Here is an 18,460-nt window from a genome sequence, read left to right on the forward strand (position 1 = left end):
TATGCTAACACCTTACATATTTCCGTTTGAAACCAAGACGGCCTCTATCAATATCCATTTGGATATTTTCGGAAGCATTCAGGATACTGCTTTTTTTCTTGCCTCGCCTGAGTTCGACCGGGCCTACTGCTTTTGCGGTTTCAACCGCCTTTTCATGAAGCGGCAAATATGAAATCCCGACTGTGTAGATAAAGTTATTCATAGCCGATTTTGTTCGATCCGGAGAATCGTGAATCGCATGTTCCACCTGATCAAGCATACCGGCAATTTTGGTCACATTAAATTCATCGTCCGATCGATTACCTAAAAGCCAGCAGTAACAGCTCCAGCCTGCCGACATTCTGAGTTCTTCACCGCTTGAAATCCATTTATCTGCGACAGCCTGCGCAAAATCGGTTTCTGCCAAAGTTACGGCAACAACATAATCAGAAAGCATATAAAAATACGCCGCATCGATCCAGCGCTCGAAATCAGCTTCAGTCATTGTGATTGGGTCAGCAATAATGCCGGCAAAATACATGGCATCGTAGTTCCCGGTAGCGTAAAGCTGCTCCGCCAAAGGCTGATTTTTCTTGATTTTCTTTGCGAGCGGCTTCATTTTGCCTGTCGCCACACCAAAAAGCGGTTCGTGTGCACCATTCGTTATGTATCTTTTTTTCATATTTTCCGTACCCAGCGCTTCAAGTTCCTTCATAACCGTTTCAAGATCCATGCTTTCACTTCCTTCTTTAAATTAAATTCGTTTCTTTTATTCCATTATCATGCTCTTACACTTCATCTAATCATTACAAATCAACTTTATTTGTTTTAATGCCCTCCATAACCAGTACATCAGCATGAAAAGATCAGTTGCCATGTATGATCCTCATCTTTTTTAGCGGCTGGTTTGTTTCCTAAGTCTGATTAAAAACTACATTTCCTCTGCACTTCATTCATATCATTTATGTTTATTATATGAAACATTCTAAAAAGCAGAAAGGGGTCTATTTTTGACCGCCTTTCCTCTTCATGCGTCAAATTCGGATGCCACCGATATTTGCAAAAAGAAGACTCTTAAAAAAAGAGTCTCCTAACTTGATAAATAAAACGAGCCAAATCAGCTGATCACTACTTTTGTTTTTTCAGGTATGTTTTCATAAATCCATTTTGCATCTGGAATCGCAAGCCTGATGCATCCATGGGAAGCTTTTTTCCCTAATTTTTTTGCTTCTTTTTCAATGACTTTTTTATCTTTGTTGAATGGTACGCTATGAAATAAGAATTCACCATGATTTTTCCATGAAACCCAATACTCTGCACCTTCCTGATATTTTGGGGAGAAAAACCACTCACCTCGTTCAGGCTCTACATAATATGTACCCTTTGGTGTTGAATCATCCTCTGTTTGATCGAGACCTGACGAAATATTCATCGTATAGATTGTTTTACTTCCATCTTTTATGTAGGCCTCCTGTTTTTTTGTAGACACATCAATCCAGATGGAATCATTATTTTTAATGTCAGGGTATTTTCCGTCTGAAGGTTTTGTCCAGTCGATTTCTTTTTTCTCCGTTTTTGTTTTTACATTCTTCGATGTTTCTGTTGATGACGTATCAGCAGGCTGGTTTACTTCAGCGTTCACCTGCTCCATTTCAGCTTTTGACTTTGAACAAGCTGCCATTGTGCCAACCAGAGATACAGAAGCTACTATCAATAATCCAATTCGCCGTTTATGCTTCATAAGAAGTCTTTCCCCCTATATAAATCTTAAACATTACGATTTGGATTGTAGCTTAGTTCATCCTTTTTTGTCAAAGCACAAGGCCATTCAAAAAGCTCAGGCTTCATTCAAACTCGGAGCATCTTCATTTCCATGCTTCTCTAAAACTCGTTTTAATCCCAGCACTGCCGGCACTTCAGTCAATTGTTGTCGTGGTCATTTTTAAACGTTAGCTAAAATCTTTCTTTTTCCGCATCCTTATGATTGAAATTCCCTTTTTAGCAACGAAAATATAAGCTGGTCAGCAGGCTTTCCCTGAAATTCTCCGCTTTCTCGCAAACAGCCCTCATAAGAGAAACGAAGTCTCTGAGGTACAGCGAGGCTTCGTTTATTTTGGCTGATCATTTTTATTTCTAAGCGATTTAGCCCTCGCGTCTGAAAGGCAAAAGCAGCCAGCTGTTTTACAGCTTGTGTCACGAGTCCTCTTCCCTCAAAATCCGCACCTATATAGTAGCCAATAGAGGCTGTTTTGATTCTGTCATTGATTTGATATAAGCACACTTTCCCTGCCAAACGGCCTTTTTCAAAAATGCCGAGATGTAGCGAAGATCCGGATACCGCTTCTTCTTGTGCAAACGTAATGAACCCTTGACTGTCTTTCACACTTTTTACCCCGTCAACCCAAGGAAGCCATTCTATCAAATGATTTCTGGATCGATCAATCAACTCAAACAGGCTCTCAGCATCTTCTGTCTTGAATTCTCTTAACATAACGGTCTCACTGACTTGTATGGTTTTCATATTGCCTCCGATTTATTTGGTTAACGCTGAAAGCGATATTTTCGCCCAGTGCATTCAGCAAACTTACCAAATGCTTTGCGGTCGGCGAAGACGCGTGCTGTGAAAAGATGGTATGGCTTGCCGGCAGTTCTACAGGGGTGGGGACGAGCCAGCATCCGTTTCGTGCAAGAATTGCTGAAAGATGCGCTACCGTATTGGCCGCTGAATTTCCGGCTGCCACCCCTATAACACCCGCCCATTTTCCCTGCAGATAATCCGGCCCGAGAAAATCAATCATATTTTTGGCAAAAGCAGAATAGCTTCCGCTGTATTCCGGAGACGCGATGACAATTGCATCCGCTTCCCGCACTTTTTCCCTCAACAAAGCCACCCCTTCCACATATGTATCCTCTTCATCGCGTCCGTCACAAAATTCAAGCGGCGTGATCCTGCCATCAAATATACTTGTGGTACAACCTCTGCGCTCTGCGGCCTTCAGGCATATCCTTAAAGCTTCTTCTGTTTTTGACGGATAGCGGAGACTTCCGAGAAGTCCCAGCACATTAGCGGACATGACATTCATCCTTTCTTTCATGACTTGGAATAGGAGACGGCACTTTTAATATCGGATGGCGTTTTGTTTCCATGTTTGCGGGGTCAAGGCTGATCTGATGCATATGCAGCCGGAGTTGATTTGCAGAGCTGTAATCATGAACGATCCAGCTGATTTGCGTCAGCAGCCATTCCAGATGGACAAGAGGGAGGTGATGTTCTGAAAAGGGAGCCGTTTGCGCTGCCTTCCATAAAGAATCAGTGACATCGGGAAAATATGCTGCCGCTAATAGCCGCTTCCTTAAATCTTCAAATTGAAGATAAGGACCAAGCAATGGACCTACTCTGGCAATACGTCCGTCGAAATAAAGCGGCAGCCAATGCAGCTGGTTTTCTTGGGCATCATCACTGAATCTTTGAAAAGAATCGCAATTGAAAAATCCGCTGAATACAATGTGAATCCCCTTTTGGTTTGTCGACGATATAAAAAATCCGGATTGTTCAAATTTCGCCTCAAGCTTTTTTGAAAAAGAATCGTCAGTAACCATATGAATAGAGGGAGATATGAATTCCTCTCTTTGAGAAATTTCATTCATGACATGGATCAGTTCTGTCTCTTCATCCGGCAATTGAATCGAAGCGCCAGGTTTTAAACGTCCCCAGTACATGTTAGAACGTTCATTCAGAAATCCTACTTTCATGATTTCTCCTTCTTCATTCATCAAATAGGCTTGTTGATCGGAACCTAGAAACGGAATCATATGATGAGGAAATATATAGTGTGTCATCAGATCACCCTTTTTTCTATCATCTTAAATAAAATTCGCTGTCAAAGCTGTGTTTCTCCATACCATTCTGTCGTCATTGATCTGACAGAAATACGTTGCCAATTGATAGAAAATAAAGATGAGATCAAGCATGCATGCAATCTCAAAAATTTTTCAAAGAGGTGGAGAAAAATGAGCAAACAAGTTTCAGAAGCCAGCAAAACGTTATTGGAAGTTTTAGATGAAGGCAGAACATTTGCTGTAGATCCACACCATCATGCACTGGTTCACAATCCTTTCGTTTGGGAAGAAGAAAAAGACAACGAAGAAAATTAATAAAAGATAAAAAAAGCTGCCGTCAATTTGAAGTTGACGCAGCTTTTTTTTATCTTTAGAACGGCTCTGCAGCAGAAAAGAACAGCGGCTTTAATATGATCCAGCGATTTTTCCCGTTTTGCTGATAGACAACCTGATTTTTATCAATCATTTTGGTTAACAATTTGGTAATGGTCGGCCTTGTTGAATTTACAGCGGATGCAAGCTCTTCATGTGTGATAGGCACTGCTATTAAATAATGCTCTTTTTTGATTTCCTTTCCAAAATGTCTTTTTAGAAATTGAAGAAAAAAATACAGCCTATGCTCTACATATTTTTCCCTGTGGATCGCTGCAAGCTCTTCTGACATAAATGTTTGTTTTCTCAATGCATGGAGTATATTCATTTGATTATCAATCGCTTCAAGAAATGTAATTTGCAGAAAGGACGTTTTTTTGATTTGCATTTCATATGAGGCATGGACAAAGTTATGAATTTGAATGGCCGAATTTCCGTCAAGGATATTCACCAAAACTTGACGTCCGTCAAGATGTGTTTCCCATATAAAAACAAGGCCTGATTGAACAATGTAAATCCGGCTGTTTTCCAAAGGAACGATTTGATTTCGCGCATAGGTTCTGACAGGTGCGGTCTCACATAAAAAAGGCAATGAAAAACACCTCTTTTTATAAAGGTCAATATCATCCCTCTTCATGATTAGCTGTGAGGAATGGGCTTCAAATTGATATGATGCTCGTCCAGCACATGTTCTGACCACCCTATGCGGTACGGCACTTCATACAGACGTTTAGGCGCAAGGTATGGAAAGGCTGCCGGTGCATTAGGCACAAGCCCGGGAGCGATCACTCGTGTTACTGTGAAACCGGCAGTTCTGACATCTTCAGTCGTCACATCTGCATAAAAACACTCGATTTGATGTTTTGCCAGAGCCTCTGCAATATCTGATGAAGTAAGAGACTGCTTTTCCGGAAGCATTCCCTTTTCTTCTGCATCAAAGATATGGCGAATATCCTGATGTGAGTCAGGATCTAAATAATACTGGCTATTATGCAAAAGATCAATCATATCATGGTAATCCGATTTAAATGACTGAACATATTTCCTGTCTTTTCGATAGGAATGCAGTGCAGCCTGATGCAGTATTCCTGTATGAACCGCGTCCCATAACGGGCTATCCGGATCCAGTAAATCCAATGATAAATGATAGGATTGAACCGTTTCTGCAGCAGCCTTCAGCAAGGCTTTTTTCGGATCGGGCCTGCTCGAAAAACCCATACATGCAATTTGACGAACAGGGTCATACAGCATCGCCCCAATGACTGGAATATTTATATCTGTTGTTAAAGGAAGAAAAGTATAGCGTATTTCACTTTCTTCTCTTGCTTCCAAACTGTTAAGAAGATCGGGATGATCATTTATGTCAATGGCATTAATCTGGCCCCTGCATCCCCACCAGATTGCGGTTGCGTCCCTCTCTATCAGTTCCAAAAGGCCTGATTTAAGTGCAAATTCCAAGGTCGGCCCGCTGGCAATGCCGGCATAATTCACAAAATGAACAGGCGGCTCATTGGCAAATATCCCTTCATAATAGTTAATATAAACAAGCGAGGCGGGCAGCAGCACCTCTTCTTTACATGTAAGAGAAAAACCTTGTACCCAATTCACTTTTAAATCCTTTGTAAACGGGATAAAAGGAAAACCTTTTTCAGCATACTGCCGAGTAGAATAAAGAGGAATCCGGTCAGGGTCCAGCAGCTTGTAGCCCTTTCTTTTCAACTCCTGATAGGAGCCTCGAATAAAGGGCCCTCCTTTATAATTTCCGGAATATCGCTCAATCGCTTCCCCGATGGCTGCATTCCTTGCTTGATCATTGGAAAAATGAGTGCCCCCCGCAATGCGATCTGACGGAATATTAGCAAGGATCCTTCCATTGGTGACTTGCGCTCTCCATGAGACGGCTTTCCTCGGTAAAACAGGTTCAATATCCACTTTTTGCAAACCATTAATAATACCGGTTCTTTTATCAATGAGCAGTTGGCCATCCAGGGGTAAACTCATATGAACACCTCTCTAACAATGAATTTTCTATTGGTATTTTGAGATGTGACAGCATGTGTTCAGAATGCCAAATCGTCTGTTCAGCAATTTGGGGTGAAGACTGAAGGTGTTGATCTCCATTTCGATTAAGGTGCCTGGCGTATTTCGGAAATGAACTGCTCGATATCGAAAGACGAATCCGGCGGCCATTTTTTATTTTGTGGCATCTCGGTTCCATCGATATCGTCACGTCTTGCGGTCTGATACCTCCTTTCTCATCGCCTGTTCTTATATGGCCATGTGTTAAATATACTGACGTTCCATCCGGAAAAACTTCAGTTATCACAACAATAAAATCGGTTGAAGGGGCGGTAGAGCTGACCCATAATTTTACGGCCGGAGCACCGGACAAAATGATGTCACGAACAAAGGGGGCTGAGGTAAATACTAATACATCTGCCCTTTTTTCAATTTCATTTCTTTTAGAAGGATATTCTTGGGAAGGAACAGGCTGTAAAGGATCGTAAGTGTAAGAGGAACTTGTGTTTTCTCCCCCTGCCGGCATATCAGTCGACAACCGGCATTCGCGTAAATATAAAGTGAAATCCATTGTACCGGCTGGCGGCCATTCCTCTGGTGCTATCCATTGATCAGCTCCTGTCACATACAGCAGGATTTCAGGAAATGGATACAGCTTGTCAGACCATATACTCTCAAGCCATGCATGTTCAAGCGAGCCAAGAGGAATCACGGCATGTTTTTGATCATGTAAGATTTCAAAGGCTGGAATCCGGTTCACTTCATGGCTCCACGGGCCAATCACCAGCGCCTGACGCTTCTCTTTTTTTCTTAAGGTTTTAAAATTATGAATGGTGTGGGATACAAATGGATCGTACCATCCTCCAATATGTAAACAAGGCTGATGGACAGACTCCAAGTTTAACGATTCTTCATTGTTCTCATTCTCTAAAATCCGGCGCCAGTTGGCAAGCTGCATGGGAAAGACTGTTGGAATGTCAATCACCGGCAATGTGAAAACAGCGGAAGAATGCTTGTTCAATACGGCTGAAAACAGATGCTCTATATTTTCTCGTGAAGAACCGAATGAGGCATCCCACCAAAGCCGGTCGCCGAGATAAAAAACGCGATCAGAAGTGAATGCAGTTTTTTTCAGTCCCATTGCAGGCACGAGTGTAATTAAAGCTGACGGCGTTTGCCTGCCAATTTCCGATTGAGCAGCTGAAAAAGCTGTAAACGCTCCATAAGATTCACCCATTAATGCAATATGTCCGTTGCACCACGAAGCCCTCTTCAACGCTTTAAGCGTTGCTGCACCATCCTTTGCTTCTGCAGAATACGGTATCCATCTTCCGCCTGACTGATAGCGCCCTCTTACATCTTGCGCTACAAACGCGACACCTAATTCACACCACGCTTTAGCTGTCTCGGAAAATGCTGATTTGCCATAGGGAGTTCTCGTGAGTATAACTGGAAATGCACCGGTTTCAGCCGGTACATAAGCATCTGCGCAAAGCATGGCTCCATCCTCTGCAGCCACCTCCCATCGAAAAGAAATCATTTTCGCCCTCCTTTCCATTTGTCATTCATCCAACAATCAAATCGAAATGGTTACGATTTGAAACTCATCATAATTTTTATTCCTTTATATGTCAAGAATTTTTATTTTTTCCATACTTGCCAACGTTGTAAAATGTTATTAAACTTATAAATAGTAACAATTACGATTTGAAAGGGGCATCCATATGAAGAAAGCCATTTTCTTGATTGCCATGTTCATCGTTATCCTTTCTTCCTGCTCAAGCCAGCCGGAGAACAGTGATACTAGCCATAACAAAGGCAGTCAAAAGAAAGAAATGTCGTATACAGATGACACGGGCCATAAAATTTCTTTCTCGAAAACACCTAAAAAGATTATTTGTTTAACAGAAATTTGCAGTGATACATTGCATGAATTAGGTTTGAAGCCTGAAGCTGTGCTCGAAGACGGACTTGTCAGCCAAGACGAATTTTATGGAAAAGACCATCAAATTCCATTAATCGGCGGCACGTTTTATGAACCTAACCTTCAGAACATTTATCAATATGAACCGGATTTGGTGATTGGGCTTGGCGGTGTTCATGATAATTTAAGAGACGGCCTGGGCGATAAAGCTCCTCTCTTCTTAGTCAATCCCAATCATTATCAAGACTCGCTTTCTTTCGTTGAAACATTTGGTTCGATGCTTGGTGAAGAAAAGAAAGCAAAACAGCTGACAAATGACTTTAAAAAGAAATTGGAGCAAGTTAAAAAGATGTCGCCGAAAAATAAAAAGGCTTTAGTTATGTACGGGTCTGATATTAACTTCGGCATTGATACACAAAGTTCCATTGTCGGTTCTATTTTAAATGAAATAACTGATTACCCGTGGAAAGTCAAAGGAAAGCAAGAAGGACACAATGCCGGTGGAACCAAATACTCGCTGGAAGAAATCTTAAAGGAAAATCCCGATGTCATCTTTGTCGAAACCTTCAATTTCGGAAATAATAAAGGCCCTTCATTATCAGAGCAGCTTGCTAATAACCGCATTTGGAAACGATTGAAAGCCGTGAAAAATGACAACGTCCATGAAGTCCGGACTTCGATTTGGGCAAATGGTCGGGGTGTCGGTTCGTTAACAATTATTCTCCGTGAAGCAATGGAACAATTATATCCAACGATTGATGTTGAAAAGGAATAAAATAAATGGGCGTGAAGCATAAACGATTATTGATTTTATATCTCGTCCTTGCTTTATCATGTATATACCTATTCTATCTTTCCCTTTCAGCAGGTTCTCCTTCCGCTTCTTTCAGCAGTGTGTTTCGCATATTGACAAAGGGCGGAGAGAGTGACCCGCTGCTTTACGTTTCCATCATGGAGATTCGGATGCCGCGGGCAATGATCGCCTTTTTCATAGGAATGATGTTCGCGCTGAGCGGAACTATCCTGCAGGATACTTTCCATAATGGTCTGGCTGGTCCTGAACTATTAGGTGTTAGTGCGGGCGCTTCACTCACAATGGCAGTGTTGACTGTTCTGCATTTGCCTGTAGCGTTTTATCTCCATCCGTTTATAAGCCTGGCTGGAGGACTGGCTGGAGGGATCGTTGTTATTTTATGCACGATGGGAAAAGCCAATAAACAAAATATGATTTTAATCGGCGCTGCAGTCAGTGCCTTTTTCCAAAGTTTAATCATTATCACCATCAGTATCGGCAGTCAAAATGATATCGGTTTGCTATTTTTTTATTTGATAGGCAGTCTTGCCAACAGAAATTGGGATCACGTGATAGAAATCGCCCCCTGGTTTCTTGTTTGTGTACCGGCGGCTTTGGCCATGGCAAAGCCGTTGAATGTTCTTAGACTCGGAGATGAAGCGGCCCAAGGCAGAGGCGTTTCAGTCGTGAAAATGCGTACTTTTCTTTTATTTCTCAGTGTTTCGCTTTCAGCCGCCGGGGTTGCCGTATGCGGCCCTGTTGGATACATAGCATTTATTGCGCCTCACTTAGCGAGGCGCATAATGGGAACCAGCAATGCTTTTGTCATTTTACCGCTGTCAGGGTTGATCGGAAGCTGCACGTTAATGGGAACCGATTTGAGTACAAGGATGTTGTTTTATCCGCAAGAACTGCCGGTCGGATTGTTTACCGTAATGTTTGGCGGTTTATTGCTCTTGTTCTTTTTAAATAAAAGGAGGAAGAGCACATGAACTCTAGAAACCGATTTGTCATGCTGCTTTTTTTGAACGTATTCTTTTTAATCGTGTTTTTTTCGCTTTCCATGATCCTGGAGAACAACGCATCCCCCCTGTCTGTCATTTCTGACATGATCAATGGAACTGCTCCTGCTTACCGGTATGAAGTGATCCAAGATCTGAAAATTCCGAGGGGATTAACTGCGATATTGGCAGGCGGAATGCTTGGGCTTGCAGGCGCTATGATTCAATCCTTATCGAGAAATCCATTGGCTGAACCGGGGCTGATAGGTGTTACAGCTGGCGGAGTTTGCGCTGCTGTTTTATGGATTACATTTGGTCCTGCTCATTTGCAGCTTTCATTTTTTCTGCCATTCTTTGCATGCTTCGGCGGAATTTTGGCGGCCTTCTTCGTTTATGTATTAAGCTCTTATACCAAGAAGATGTCGTCTGTCTTTTTGTTAAACGGCATTTTAATTTCAGCGGTATTGCAAGCTGTGACTTCATTTATTTTGCTAAGACACCAAGAAGCGCTTGGAAGCATTTTATTGTGGACAATCGGATCATTGAATGGAAGGGTTTGGACTCACTTGAATCTTTTATGGCCAATTGCTGTTCCTGCGCTCATTGCGGGATTGTTGACAGCGGGAATAGCAAATGCCTGGAGGCTGGGAACAGAATCTGCTGTGCTCCTGGGCCTTTCTTTAAAGAAAACAAACGCTCTTTTATTTTTCATCTCTGCCCTTTTAACAGCAGGAGCGGTTTCGATTGTTGGCGCAATTGGCTTTATCGGTTTAATCGGCCCTCACATTGCCAAACGGATCGTTGGCGAGGATGCGAGAAAAAGCTTTCCTATCAGTATGCTGCTATCTTCTCTTTTGCTGTTAACAGCCGATTTAATTGCACAGTATATATTTTCATTCTTGCCTTTTTCTTTCATCAGCCAAAACATCCAGCTTCCCGCAGGAGCCGTAACCGTCATTATGGGCGTGCCTTTTTTTCTTTATTTATTAAGAAAACAAACATGATAAAAGCGAGGTGCTATCAATCATACCATGGATGCCATTACGATCGAAAACCTGTCTGTATCAATCTCAAATAACAACATTATTCGCAATCTGTCTGTGAACATCCCCAACAATGAAATAACCGGGATACTTGGCACAAATGGTTCGGGGAAGTCCACCCTTCTCCGAACGATATCCAAATTGCTGAAACCCGATTCTGGACGAATTTCTATTCACGGAAAGCCGCTTACCAGCTATTCGGCAAAGCAGCTGGCACAGACTGTTTCCATGCTGCCTCAATCGTATGACAGCGACCTTGACATGACCGTTTATGAACTTGTAGAACAAGGAAGGTTTCCGCATGCGGGAGCGATTAAAATGCTCAAAAAACAGGACCATGAAGCAATTAAATTAGCGCTCGAGCTGACGAAACTGGTGAATTATCAAGATCGCAAGCTGTCTCATTTGTCAGGGGGAGAAAGGCAGCGGGCATGGATAGCTCTTTCCATTGCTCAGGAGAGTCCTATTCTTTTATTGGATGAGCCTACCACTTTTCTTGACGTACAGCATCAACTCGCAGTATTGGATTTAATTCAGTCCTTAAATAAGCAACAAAGGAAGACGGTTGTCATGGTGCTTCATGACATAAATCAGGCCATAAAATATTGTGACCAGATGATGATTATGAAGGACGGGCGGCTCTACACACAGGGGCGTCCTGAAAACGTGATAACAGAGAAAACTTTACATGATGTATTCGGTGTAGAAGCTCACTTTTTCAATGAGCCAGAGACTGACCGGCAAATCTGTTTCCCTTTCCGGTACATTTAAAAAGAAAAGGATGATCATCGTGGCAAACGCAGAAATCATTATTTTATCTGGATTCCTAGGTTCCGGAAAAACAACCTTGCTTCAAAAAATTCTAGAAAAAGAAAGAAGAACAGCAGCTGTTGTAATGAATGAAATGGGTCAAGTCTCCATCGATTCAGATTCGGTTCCCAGCGAAACACCTTTAAAGGAATTGCTAAATGGATGTGTGTGCTGCACACTGTCTGATCAGCTCGAAGTTCAATTATCCGAACTGTTAAATCAATATGATCCTGATGTCATTTATATTGAAACAACGGGGGTTGCCCATCCTGTTGAAGTGTTGGACGCCTGTTTATCTCCCCGTTTAGCTGAGAAAGTAAGAATTGGTTCTATCATTACTCTTTTGGACGCTGCCTGTTGGATGGAACGCAAAAAGTTAAAGATTCCTCTCCAAAAGCTGATTGTTGAGCAAGTAAAGCATGCAGATATGATCGTCATGAATAAGATTGACTGTATATCAAAGCAAAGCCAAAAGAGAATCGAAGAGGAATTACATCGTATAAATCCAGCGGGAAAGCTGATTCCGGCTGAATTCGCTGACATCGATATTCAAACCATGACGAATCTTAAAAAGAAAGAAAGAGCCGAACATGAGAAAGTACACGCTATTCAGCATCTTCATATGAAAACTTATGTTCATACTTTCTTACATCCGATCAGCGAGAGGCTATTTGAAGATTTCTTAAAAACAATGCCTGATACGATCTACCGTATTAAAGGCTATATCCGTTTTACAGGAAATCCGGATACACTGCTTTTTCAATACGCTTACGGCATGCCTTTGCAAACAAAATCAAGATTGAAGATGAACAATACACTCGTTTTTATTGGTGATGATTTAGATCATCATACACTGCAAAAGACACTGTGCAATCTAGAGAAAACCAGCTTGTTAGAAGCTGACTAGTCTCTTTGCGATAAAAAACCATGAGGAACAACAAAATAATAAAACGGTTTAAAGCATAAAAAGCTGAGATGACCGGGTGTATTGCTAAAACATACACCCGGTCATCTTTATGTATCCTTTTCTATTTACTGCCCTGAATGTGCAGGAATTCTTCAGGAAAGCGTTCAACTTCCCCTACCTGCCCTGCGATCGAAAAGAGTTAAATCCTGTTTAATTTGAATCCCCTCCACTTTTTTTATCTGTTTTGCTTGGAACAGGATCAAAGCCTCCGGGATGAAGAGGATGGCATTTCAATAATCGTTTGATGAGCAAATAACTGCCTTTGATAAACCCAAACCTTTGAATCGCTTCAAGCCCATAGTTGGAGCATGTTGGATAAAATCTGCAAGTTGGCGGGAAAAGAGGTGATATCGCCTTTTGATAGAATCGAATGAATACGATCGCGGCCCGTTTCACGACCTATCATCCTCCCGAAGAAATTTTGCTATATCCTTTGCAAAATATGTAACAATTAGATCTGCACCGGCCCTCTTCATCGCAAGCATGCTTTCCAACACTGTATTTTTTTCATCTATCCAGCCGTTTTGCGATGCAGCTTTTATTTGGGCATATTCACCGCTTACTTGATATGAAACCAGCGGAATCTGGAGAGAATTTCGCATATCCCTGATGATGTCTAAATAAGGCAAACCAGGTTTAATGATCATAAAATCCGCTCCCTCTTCAATATCGGACTGAGCCTCACGAAAAGCCTCCAAACGGTTTGCCGGGTCCATCTGATAGGTGCGGCGGTCACCGAAAGCCGGCGAATTATCCGCGGCATCACGGAATGGTCCATAATAGCTTGAAGCATATTTAATACCGTACGACATGATCGGTATATCTTTATAACCCGATTCATCCAGCGCATGTCGTATATGCGTCACAAATCCGTCCATCATACTTGAGGGCGCCAGAATATCGGCACCTGCCTCCGCCTGAGATACGGCGACTTTTACATGTATATCTAAAGACATGTCATTATCGATCCTGCCGTTTACAGGTATGCCGCAATGGCCTTCTGTTTGATAGTGACATATACATGTGTCTGTAATGATGACCAAATCAGAATCTAAAGCCTTGATTTGCCTAACCGCTCGTTGAACAATTCCATCTGACACATAAGCAGACGTTGCCAAATCATCTTTCCAACTTGGAATTCCGAAGAGAAGAATCGCTTTAATTCCGAGTATTCTTAACTCATGAATTTCCTCTTCTAATAAATCTAATGTCAGTTGATAAACGCCCGGCATGGAAGGTACTTCTGTTTTTAACCCCCTACCCTCTTGGACAAATAGAGGATATATGAAATCGTTAGCGGAAAGCCGATTTTCTCTTACCAAATTCCGGATACCCGGCGTTGAGCGCAGTCTGCGATGCCGTGAGAATGCGAATGATTGATTCAATGTTATTGCACCACTTTTCTACTTGAGTTATTTTTAAATCGTAATTGTTACGATTTACAATTTAAAGTATAAACAATCACATCTATCATTTCAATGTTAAGGGAAAGAAGCAATTCATGATGATTGTTCGGTCTGTCCCGCCCTGTTTAGATTTTTTAAAAGGTTGTGATACTGCCGATCTTACCCTGAACAATTAAAAACACTTCACAAATCGTAATGATTATGATTTAATATAGAATTAGTTCATTAAGTTAAGTGTTATCGATCTGAATGATCAACCACAAGTAATGGTAATGAACGAATGAATACTTTTTAAGAAAGAAGGAATAAACATGAAAAAACAGATGACAACTGCTTTGGTTGCGGCAACTTGTCTTTCACTATTTGCAGGATGTTCTGGAAATGAGGGAAAACAAGCAAACGGCTCCTCATCAGATCATCAAAAATTACAGGTCACCACAACATTTTACCCAATGTATGAGTTTACAAAGCAAGTTGCGGGAGATAAAGCAGATGTTAACCTTTTAATTCCATCTACTGTTGAGCCTCATGAATGGGAGCCTTCCCCAAAAGATGTTCAAAAGATCGGGGAATCAGATGTCCTGGTTTATAACAGTCCTTATATGGAAACATGGGAACCTTCTATTGAAAAAAGCGTGGGAAAAAACGGCCCTGCTTTTGTAAAAGCAAGCAAAGGCATTGAACTGATGAAAGGAAACGGAGAAGAGGAAGAAGAACATGAAGATTCCGGGCATGAGCATACATATGATCCCCATGTATGGTTAAATCCTGTCCTTGCCCAGCAGGAAGTAAAAAATATCACAAAAGCGCTTGAAAAAGCAGACCCGGACAATAAAGATTATTATGAAAAGAATCGCGATGCATTTTTGCAGAAATTACAGGATCTTGATCAAGAATATAAGTCAACATTAAAAGATGTTCCAAACAAAGAGCTCATTACACAGCATGCAGCATTCGGATATTTAACGAAGCAATATGGATTAACACAAGTGCCTATCGCGGGTCTTTCTCCTGAACAAGAGCCAAGTGCAGCTAAACTTGCAGAATTAAAAAAGTTCGCACAGAAACACCATATTAAAACCATTTTCTTTGAAGAACTCGCTTCTCCGAAAGTTGCGAAAACATTAGCAGATGAAATTAGAGCTAAAACTGAAGTGCTCCATACATTGGAAGGACTAAGTAAAGAAGAGCAAAAACAAGGACTGGACTATATTGATTTAATGAAAAATAATTTAAAACAGTTAGAATCGTCATTATCTCAATGATGAGACATGCAACTTGTTTTTGATGGAAAGGTAAGAATGATATTGGAACTTATTTCATTACACAATGTGATGTACGGATATGAGCATACACCTCTATTGGAAGATATAACATTCACCATTAATAGCGGAGAATTTGTCGGGATTACCGGCCCTAACGGGGCCTCAAAATCAACGCTTCTTCGCCTTATGCTTCGTTTGTTAAAGCCTTGGCATGGAAGTGTGAACATCAGTGCAGCCAATCCTGGCGGGGAACGTTTGAAAATCGGATACTTGCCACAGCAAATTGCTTCTTTTAATGCAGGGTTCCCGAGTACTGTGCTCGAGCTTGTGCGCTCAGGGCGGTACAAGAAAGGAAGCTGGTTTAGCAAATTAAAGGAACAAGATCATAAAAAAATAGAGGAGTCCCTGAAGATGGTCGGAATGTGGGAATTTCGTCATCGCAAAATTGGCCATTTATCTGGAGGACAAAAACAAAAAGTTTGTATTGCCAGAATTTTGGCTTCAGAACCTGACATCCTTGTCCTGGACGAACCCACAACAGGTATGGATGTTGAAAGCCGCCGGTCCTTTTATCAAATGATGGACCGGCAAGTACAACAACATCATCAAACCGTTATCATGATTACCCATGACCAAGACGAAGCGGAGCCATATTTAACAAAAACTATTCGTTTAGAGAGGGGTGAGAACAGCAGATGGAAATGTTTGATTTGGAATTCATGCAAAGAGCCTTCTATGCAGGATGCTTAATTGCGATCATAGCTCCATTACTCGGGGTCTTTCTTGTCCTCAGACGACAGGCTCTCATGGCCGATACTCTATCTCATATTTCACTCGCTGGCGTCGCCATCGGTTTCTTTGTCCATACGAATATAACGTTATCAAGTTTTTTAGTTGTAACAGTTGGAGCCGTAGGCATTGAATATATAAGGAGAGCTTACCGTACGTATTCCGAGGTCTCCATTGCCATTTTAATGGCTGCTGGTCTTTCTTTTGCTCTCTTTTTATTAAGTGTTACTGAGGGTGGAATGACGACGAATATTGAGCAATACTTATTTGGCTCTATTGTAACGATCAGCATTGAACAGCTTTACATTATGGGCGGAATTACGCTGCTTGTCTTATTATATTTCTTTATTTTTAAAAGACAGCTTTATTTAATGACTTTTGATGAGGATACAGCCGAAACAAGCGGAGTAAATGTTCGGCTGCTTTCTCTTTCATTCAGCATTTTAGTTGGAATGACAGTCGCTGTGATTATACCAACAATCGGAGTTTTGCTTGTGTCGGCATTATTAGTGCTTCCAGCGGCATTTGCCATTCGGCTGTTCAAAGGCTTTACAGCTGTTTTTTCGGTTTCTATCATCATTGCTCTTTTAAGTATTCTCTCTGGTCTTACCTCTTCTTATAAGTGGGGTACACCTCCGGGAGCAACCATCACATTGCTGCTAGTCGTATTTTTAATAGCGGGATTTATAATACAGAAGGCCGCTTTGCTGGTTAAAAGAACTCGACATTAATGCACCTTGCTTCTTGATCTGATTATAATTCCGATTGATTAGTCTTCAAAAAGCCGCCAATCAAAACATGGCGGCTTTTTTGGGTCTGAAAACGAAATGTCACCGCCGGCCGCTGATGAAGACGTTTCGTTGACTCCCGTTTCTTCACACATGCCTTGCCTGATGGCCTCCTGCGATATTCGTAAGGGACGAGAAAATTCCAGACGTTGACGTTTTCCAAAGAATGCCCTACAATGAGATCGTAACTTTAACTTTTCAGGAGGATTATTAAAAAATGACACACTCAATGAGACTTCGTTTCCCAACTTTGAACCAGTAATTAAATACGTTCAAAGGCTCTGTTTGTGTATGCAGAGTAAACGGGATCAGTCTGTCCTTTTTTAATAATCTTCAATTTGCATATAAAATTTGTAATTTGTAGAAAGGCGGATCGTTCTGCCTTTCTTTTTTGTTTAATCCTTTTTTCTAACGGCTGAGAAAGGCTTATTTGGTTATGGAAATACCGCGGCTTCATCCTTAAAGGATGGCTCTTCCCTTTACTCTGAATCACAGGCAGACCGCCTGTGATTTTTTATGATGAGAGGAAGAGGAAACATGAAGAAAAAAAATCATAAGTACAGAGGAAAAAAGTTAAACCGAGGGGAATCTCCGAATTTTTCCGGACAGCATTTGATGCATAATAAAAAATTAATTGAAGAAATTGTGGATCGGGCAAATATTAGCATAGACGATACGGTTTTAGAGTTAGGAGCGGGAAAAGGGGCTTTGACAACTGTGCTAAGTCAAAAAGCCGGTAAGGTATTGGCAGTGGAAAACGATTCTAAATTCGTTGCTATACTCACACGTAAAACGGCACAGCATTCAAATACGAAAATTATTCATCAAGATATCATGAAGATTCATTTACCAAAAGAAAAGTTTGTGGTGGTCTCTAATATTCCCTATGCCATCACAACCCCCATCATGAAAATGCTTTTGAACAATCCTGCAAGCGGATTTCAAAAAGGGATCATCGTAATGGAAAAAGGGGCTGCTAAACGTTTCACATCAAAATTCATTAAAAATTCCTATGTTTTAGCTTGGAGAATGTGGTTTGATATTGGCATTGTCAGAGAAATATCGAAAGAGCATTTTTCTCCCCCTCCAAAAGTGGACTCGGCAATGGTCAGAATAACACGAAAAAAAGAAGCGCCTCTATCACATAAACATTACATTGCGTTTCTTGGGCTTGCCGAATATGCGCTAAAGGAGCCGCAAGCCCCTTTCTGTGTTGCTTTACGCGGAATTTTTACCCCGCGTCAAATGAAACACTTAAGAAAAAGTCTAAAAATCAACAATGAAAAAACCGTTGGAACGCTCACCGAAAACCAATGGGCGGTTATTTTTAACACGATGACTCAATATGTGATGCACCACAAATGGCCAAGAGCAAATAAGCGAAAACCCGGAGAAATATAAAGAAAAAAGCTGCTGACTTCCCGTCAGCAGCTTAAGCTTTTCCGGAGGGATTCAGATGTCCCT

21 protein-coding genes are annotated in these 18,460 nt (G+C 41.4%); 11 read left to right on the forward strand and 10 right to left on the reverse strand.

The window, feature by feature from the left end; all coding sequences use genetic code 11:
• Positions 1–4 precede the first annotated feature (4 nt).
• The 5 genes from M1D59_RS14500 to M1D59_RS14520 all read right to left on the reverse strand — a co-directional run bounded on the left by M1D59_RS14500 (position 5) and on the right by M1D59_RS14520 (position 3,819).
• Positions 5–712: a DNA alkylation repair protein gene (locus M1D59_RS14500; protein WP_458117487.1), complete on the reverse strand. Its 708-nt coding sequence runs from the start codon at positions 710–712 to the stop codon at positions 5–7.
• A gap of 384 nt (positions 713–1,096) precedes the next feature.
• Positions 1,097–1,720, reverse strand: a complete 624-nt coding sequence (locus M1D59_RS14505; RefSeq protein WP_023855307.1) for a L,D-transpeptidase — start codon at positions 1,718–1,720, stop codon at positions 1,097–1,099.
• 237 nt (positions 1,721–1,957) lie between these two features.
• Complete coding sequence (locus tag M1D59_RS14510; RefSeq protein WP_023855308.1) at positions 1,958–2,500, reverse strand: GNAT family N-acetyltransferase; 543 nt, start codon at positions 2,498–2,500, stop codon at positions 1,958–1,960.
• Positions 2,478–3,053 (reverse strand): NADPH-dependent FMN reductase, encoded by a 576-nt coding sequence (locus M1D59_RS14515; protein WP_049936996.1) that lies wholly within the window; start codon positions 3,051–3,053, stop codon positions 2,478–2,480. The genes M1D59_RS14510 and M1D59_RS14515 overlap by 23 nt, the downstream gene beginning before the upstream one ends.
• Positions 3,043–3,819, reverse strand: a complete 777-nt coding sequence (locus M1D59_RS14520; protein ID WP_023855310.1) for a hypothetical protein — start codon at positions 3,817–3,819, stop codon at positions 3,043–3,045. The genes M1D59_RS14515 and M1D59_RS14520 overlap by 11 nt, the downstream gene beginning before the upstream one ends.
• Before the next feature lie 171 nt (positions 3,820–3,990).
• On the opposite strand from M1D59_RS14520, the gene M1D59_RS14525 reads away from it, so the two are divergent.
• On the forward strand, positions 3,991–4,134 hold the full coding sequence (locus tag M1D59_RS14525) for a hypothetical protein (protein ID WP_161513139.1): 144 nt from the start codon (positions 3,991–3,993) through the stop codon (positions 4,132–4,134).
• Positions 4,135–4,189: 55 nt separating this feature from the next.
• On the opposite strand, the gene M1D59_RS14530 is transcribed toward M1D59_RS14525, so the two are convergent.
• Genes M1D59_RS14530 through M1D59_RS14540 form a run of 3 tightly spaced genes read right to left on the reverse strand, consistent with a single transcriptional unit; the run spans position 4,190 to position 7,750 of the window.
• Positions 4,190–4,783 carry a Crp/Fnr family transcriptional regulator gene (locus M1D59_RS14530; protein WP_023855312.1) on the reverse strand — a complete coding sequence of 198 codons (594 nt, stop codon included), beginning with the start codon at positions 4,781–4,783 and terminating at the stop codon, positions 4,190–4,192.
• 47 nt (positions 4,784–4,830) lie between these two features.
• Positions 4,831–6,192 carry a YcaO-like family protein gene (locus M1D59_RS14535; protein WP_026579227.1) on the reverse strand — a complete coding sequence of 454 codons (1,362 nt, stop codon included), beginning with the start codon at positions 6,190–6,192 and terminating at the stop codon, positions 4,831–4,833.
• Positions 6,158–7,750, reverse strand: a complete 1,593-nt coding sequence (locus tag M1D59_RS14540; RefSeq protein WP_458117488.1) for a CocE/NonD family hydrolase — start codon at positions 7,748–7,750, stop codon at positions 6,158–6,160. The genes M1D59_RS14535 and M1D59_RS14540 overlap by 35 nt, the downstream gene beginning before the upstream one ends.
• Positions 7,751–7,934: 184 nt before the next feature.
• On the opposite strand from M1D59_RS14540, the gene M1D59_RS14545 reads away from it, so the two are divergent.
• The 5 genes from M1D59_RS14545 to M1D59_RS14565 are packed head-to-tail and all read left to right on the forward strand — an operon-like array spanning position 7,935 to position 12,688.
• Complete coding sequence (locus tag M1D59_RS14545; RefSeq protein ID WP_051303762.1) at positions 7,935–8,909, forward strand: ABC transporter substrate-binding protein; 975 nt, start codon at positions 7,935–7,937, stop codon at positions 8,907–8,909.
• A gap of 5 nt (positions 8,910–8,914) precedes the next feature.
• Positions 8,915–9,919, forward strand: a complete 1,005-nt coding sequence (locus M1D59_RS14550) for a FecCD family ABC transporter permease (protein WP_458117489.1) — start codon at positions 8,915–8,917, stop codon at positions 9,917–9,919.
• Positions 9,916–10,932, forward strand: coding sequence for a FecCD family ABC transporter permease (locus M1D59_RS14555; RefSeq protein WP_051303761.1), 1,017 nt, complete (start codon positions 9,916–9,918; stop codon positions 10,930–10,932). Before M1D59_RS14550 ends, M1D59_RS14555 begins: the two co-directional genes overlap by 4 nt.
• Positions 10,933–10,959: 27 nt before the next feature.
• Positions 10,960–11,742, forward strand: coding sequence for an ABC transporter ATP-binding protein (locus M1D59_RS14560; RefSeq protein ID WP_026579225.1), 783 nt, complete (start codon positions 10,960–10,962; stop codon positions 11,740–11,742).
• A gap of 19 nt (positions 11,743–11,761) precedes the next feature.
• Positions 11,762–12,688: a CobW family GTP-binding protein gene (locus M1D59_RS14565; RefSeq protein ID WP_026579224.1), complete on the forward strand. Its 927-nt coding sequence runs from the start codon at positions 11,762–11,764 to the stop codon at positions 12,686–12,688.
• A gap of 210 nt (positions 12,689–12,898) precedes the next feature.
• Here the strand turns inward: M1D59_RS14565 and yidD are convergent, their stop codons facing one another.
• Together yidD and hemB are read right to left on the reverse strand one after the other, a co-directional pair.
• Entirely contained in the window at positions 12,899–13,144 is a 246-nt protein-coding gene (gene yidD / locus M1D59_RS14570) for a membrane protein insertion efficiency factor YidD (RefSeq protein WP_023855320.1), read from the reverse strand.
• A complete protein-coding gene (gene hemB / locus M1D59_RS14575; RefSeq protein WP_458117490.1) occupies positions 13,141–14,133 on the reverse strand; it encodes a porphobilinogen synthase in 993 nt (330 codons plus the stop codon). The genes yidD and hemB overlap by 4 nt, the downstream gene beginning before the upstream one ends.
• A gap of 332 nt (positions 14,134–14,465) precedes the next feature.
• On the opposite strand from hemB, the gene M1D59_RS14580 reads away from it, so the two are divergent.
• From M1D59_RS14580 to erm, 5 genes are all read left to right on the forward strand, one after another.
• Positions 14,466–15,419, forward strand: coding sequence for a metal ABC transporter substrate-binding protein (locus M1D59_RS14580; RefSeq protein ID WP_458117491.1), 954 nt, complete (start codon positions 14,466–14,468; stop codon positions 15,417–15,419).
• A gap of 42 nt (positions 15,420–15,461) precedes the next feature.
• Positions 15,462–16,169, forward strand: coding sequence for a metal ABC transporter ATP-binding protein (locus M1D59_RS14585; protein WP_025808056.1), 708 nt, complete (start codon positions 15,462–15,464; stop codon positions 16,167–16,169).
• A complete protein-coding gene (locus tag M1D59_RS14590; protein WP_458117492.1) occupies positions 16,115–16,939 on the forward strand; it encodes a metal ABC transporter permease in 825 nt (274 codons plus the stop codon). Before M1D59_RS14585 ends, M1D59_RS14590 begins: the two co-directional genes overlap by 55 nt.
• A 274-nt stretch (positions 16,940–17,213) precedes the next feature.
• Positions 17,214–17,258 (forward strand): erythromycin resistance leader peptide, encoded by a 45-nt coding sequence (locus M1D59_RS14595; protein ID WP_105980607.1) that lies wholly within the window; start codon positions 17,214–17,216, stop codon positions 17,256–17,258.
• A gap of 275 nt (positions 17,259–17,533) precedes the next feature.
• Positions 17,534–18,397, forward strand: coding sequence for a 23S ribosomal RNA methyltransferase Erm (gene erm / locus M1D59_RS14600; protein WP_103749528.1), 864 nt, complete (start codon positions 17,534–17,536; stop codon positions 18,395–18,397).
• The last annotated feature ends 63 nt before the right edge of the window (positions 18,398–18,460 follow it).

It is taken from the genome of Bacillus sp. PK6-026 (assembly GCF_054161455.1).

Coding starts and splice junctions, on each gene's coding strand:
- M1D59_RS14500 (WP_458117487.1), bottom strand. CDS start 712: ATGGATCTTGAAACGGTTATGAAGGAACTTGAAGCGCTGGGTACGGAA.
- M1D59_RS14505 (WP_023855307.1), bottom strand. CDS start 1,720: ATGAAGCATAAACGGCGAATTGGATTATTGATAGTAGCTTCTGTATCT.
- M1D59_RS14510 (WP_023855308.1), bottom strand. CDS start 2,500: ATGAAAACCATACAAGTCAGTGAGACCGTTATGTTAAGAGAATTCAAG.
- M1D59_RS14515 (WP_049936996.1), bottom strand. CDS start 3,053: ATGTCCGCTAATGTGCTGGGACTTCTCGGAAGTCTCCGCTATCCGTCA.
- M1D59_RS14520 (WP_023855310.1), bottom strand. CDS start 3,819: ATGACACACTATATATTTCCTCATCATATGATTCCGTTTCTAGGTTCC.
- M1D59_RS14525 (WP_161513139.1), top strand. CDS start 3,991: ATGAGCAAACAAGTTTCAGAAGCCAGCAAAACGTTATTGGAAGTTTTA.
- M1D59_RS14535 (WP_026579227.1), bottom strand. CDS start 6,192: ATGAGTTTACCCCTGGATGGCCAACTGCTCATTGATAAAAGAACCGGT.
- M1D59_RS14540 (WP_458117488.1), bottom strand. CDS start 7,750: ATGATTTCTTTTCGATGGGAGGTGGCTGCAGAGGATGGAGCCATGCTT.
- M1D59_RS14545 (WP_051303762.1), top strand. CDS start 7,935: ATGAAGAAAGCCATTTTCTTGATTGCCATGTTCATCGTTATCCTTTCT.
- M1D59_RS14550 (WP_458117489.1), top strand. CDS start 8,915: ATGGGCGTGAAGCATAAACGATTATTGATTTTATATCTCGTCCTTGCT.
- M1D59_RS14555 (WP_051303761.1), top strand. CDS start 9,916: ATGAACTCTAGAAACCGATTTGTCATGCTGCTTTTTTTGAACGTATTC.
- M1D59_RS14560 (WP_026579225.1), top strand. CDS start 10,960: ATGGATGCCATTACGATCGAAAACCTGTCTGTATCAATCTCAAATAAC.
- M1D59_RS14580 (WP_458117491.1), top strand. CDS start 14,466: ATGAAAAAACAGATGACAACTGCTTTGGTTGCGGCAACTTGTCTTTCA.
- M1D59_RS14590 (WP_458117492.1), top strand. CDS start 16,115: ATGGAAATGTTTGATTTGGAATTCATGCAAAGAGCCTTCTATGCAGGA.
- erm (WP_103749528.1), top strand. CDS start 17,534: ATGAAGAAAAAAAATCATAAGTACAGAGGAAAAAAGTTAAACCGAGGG.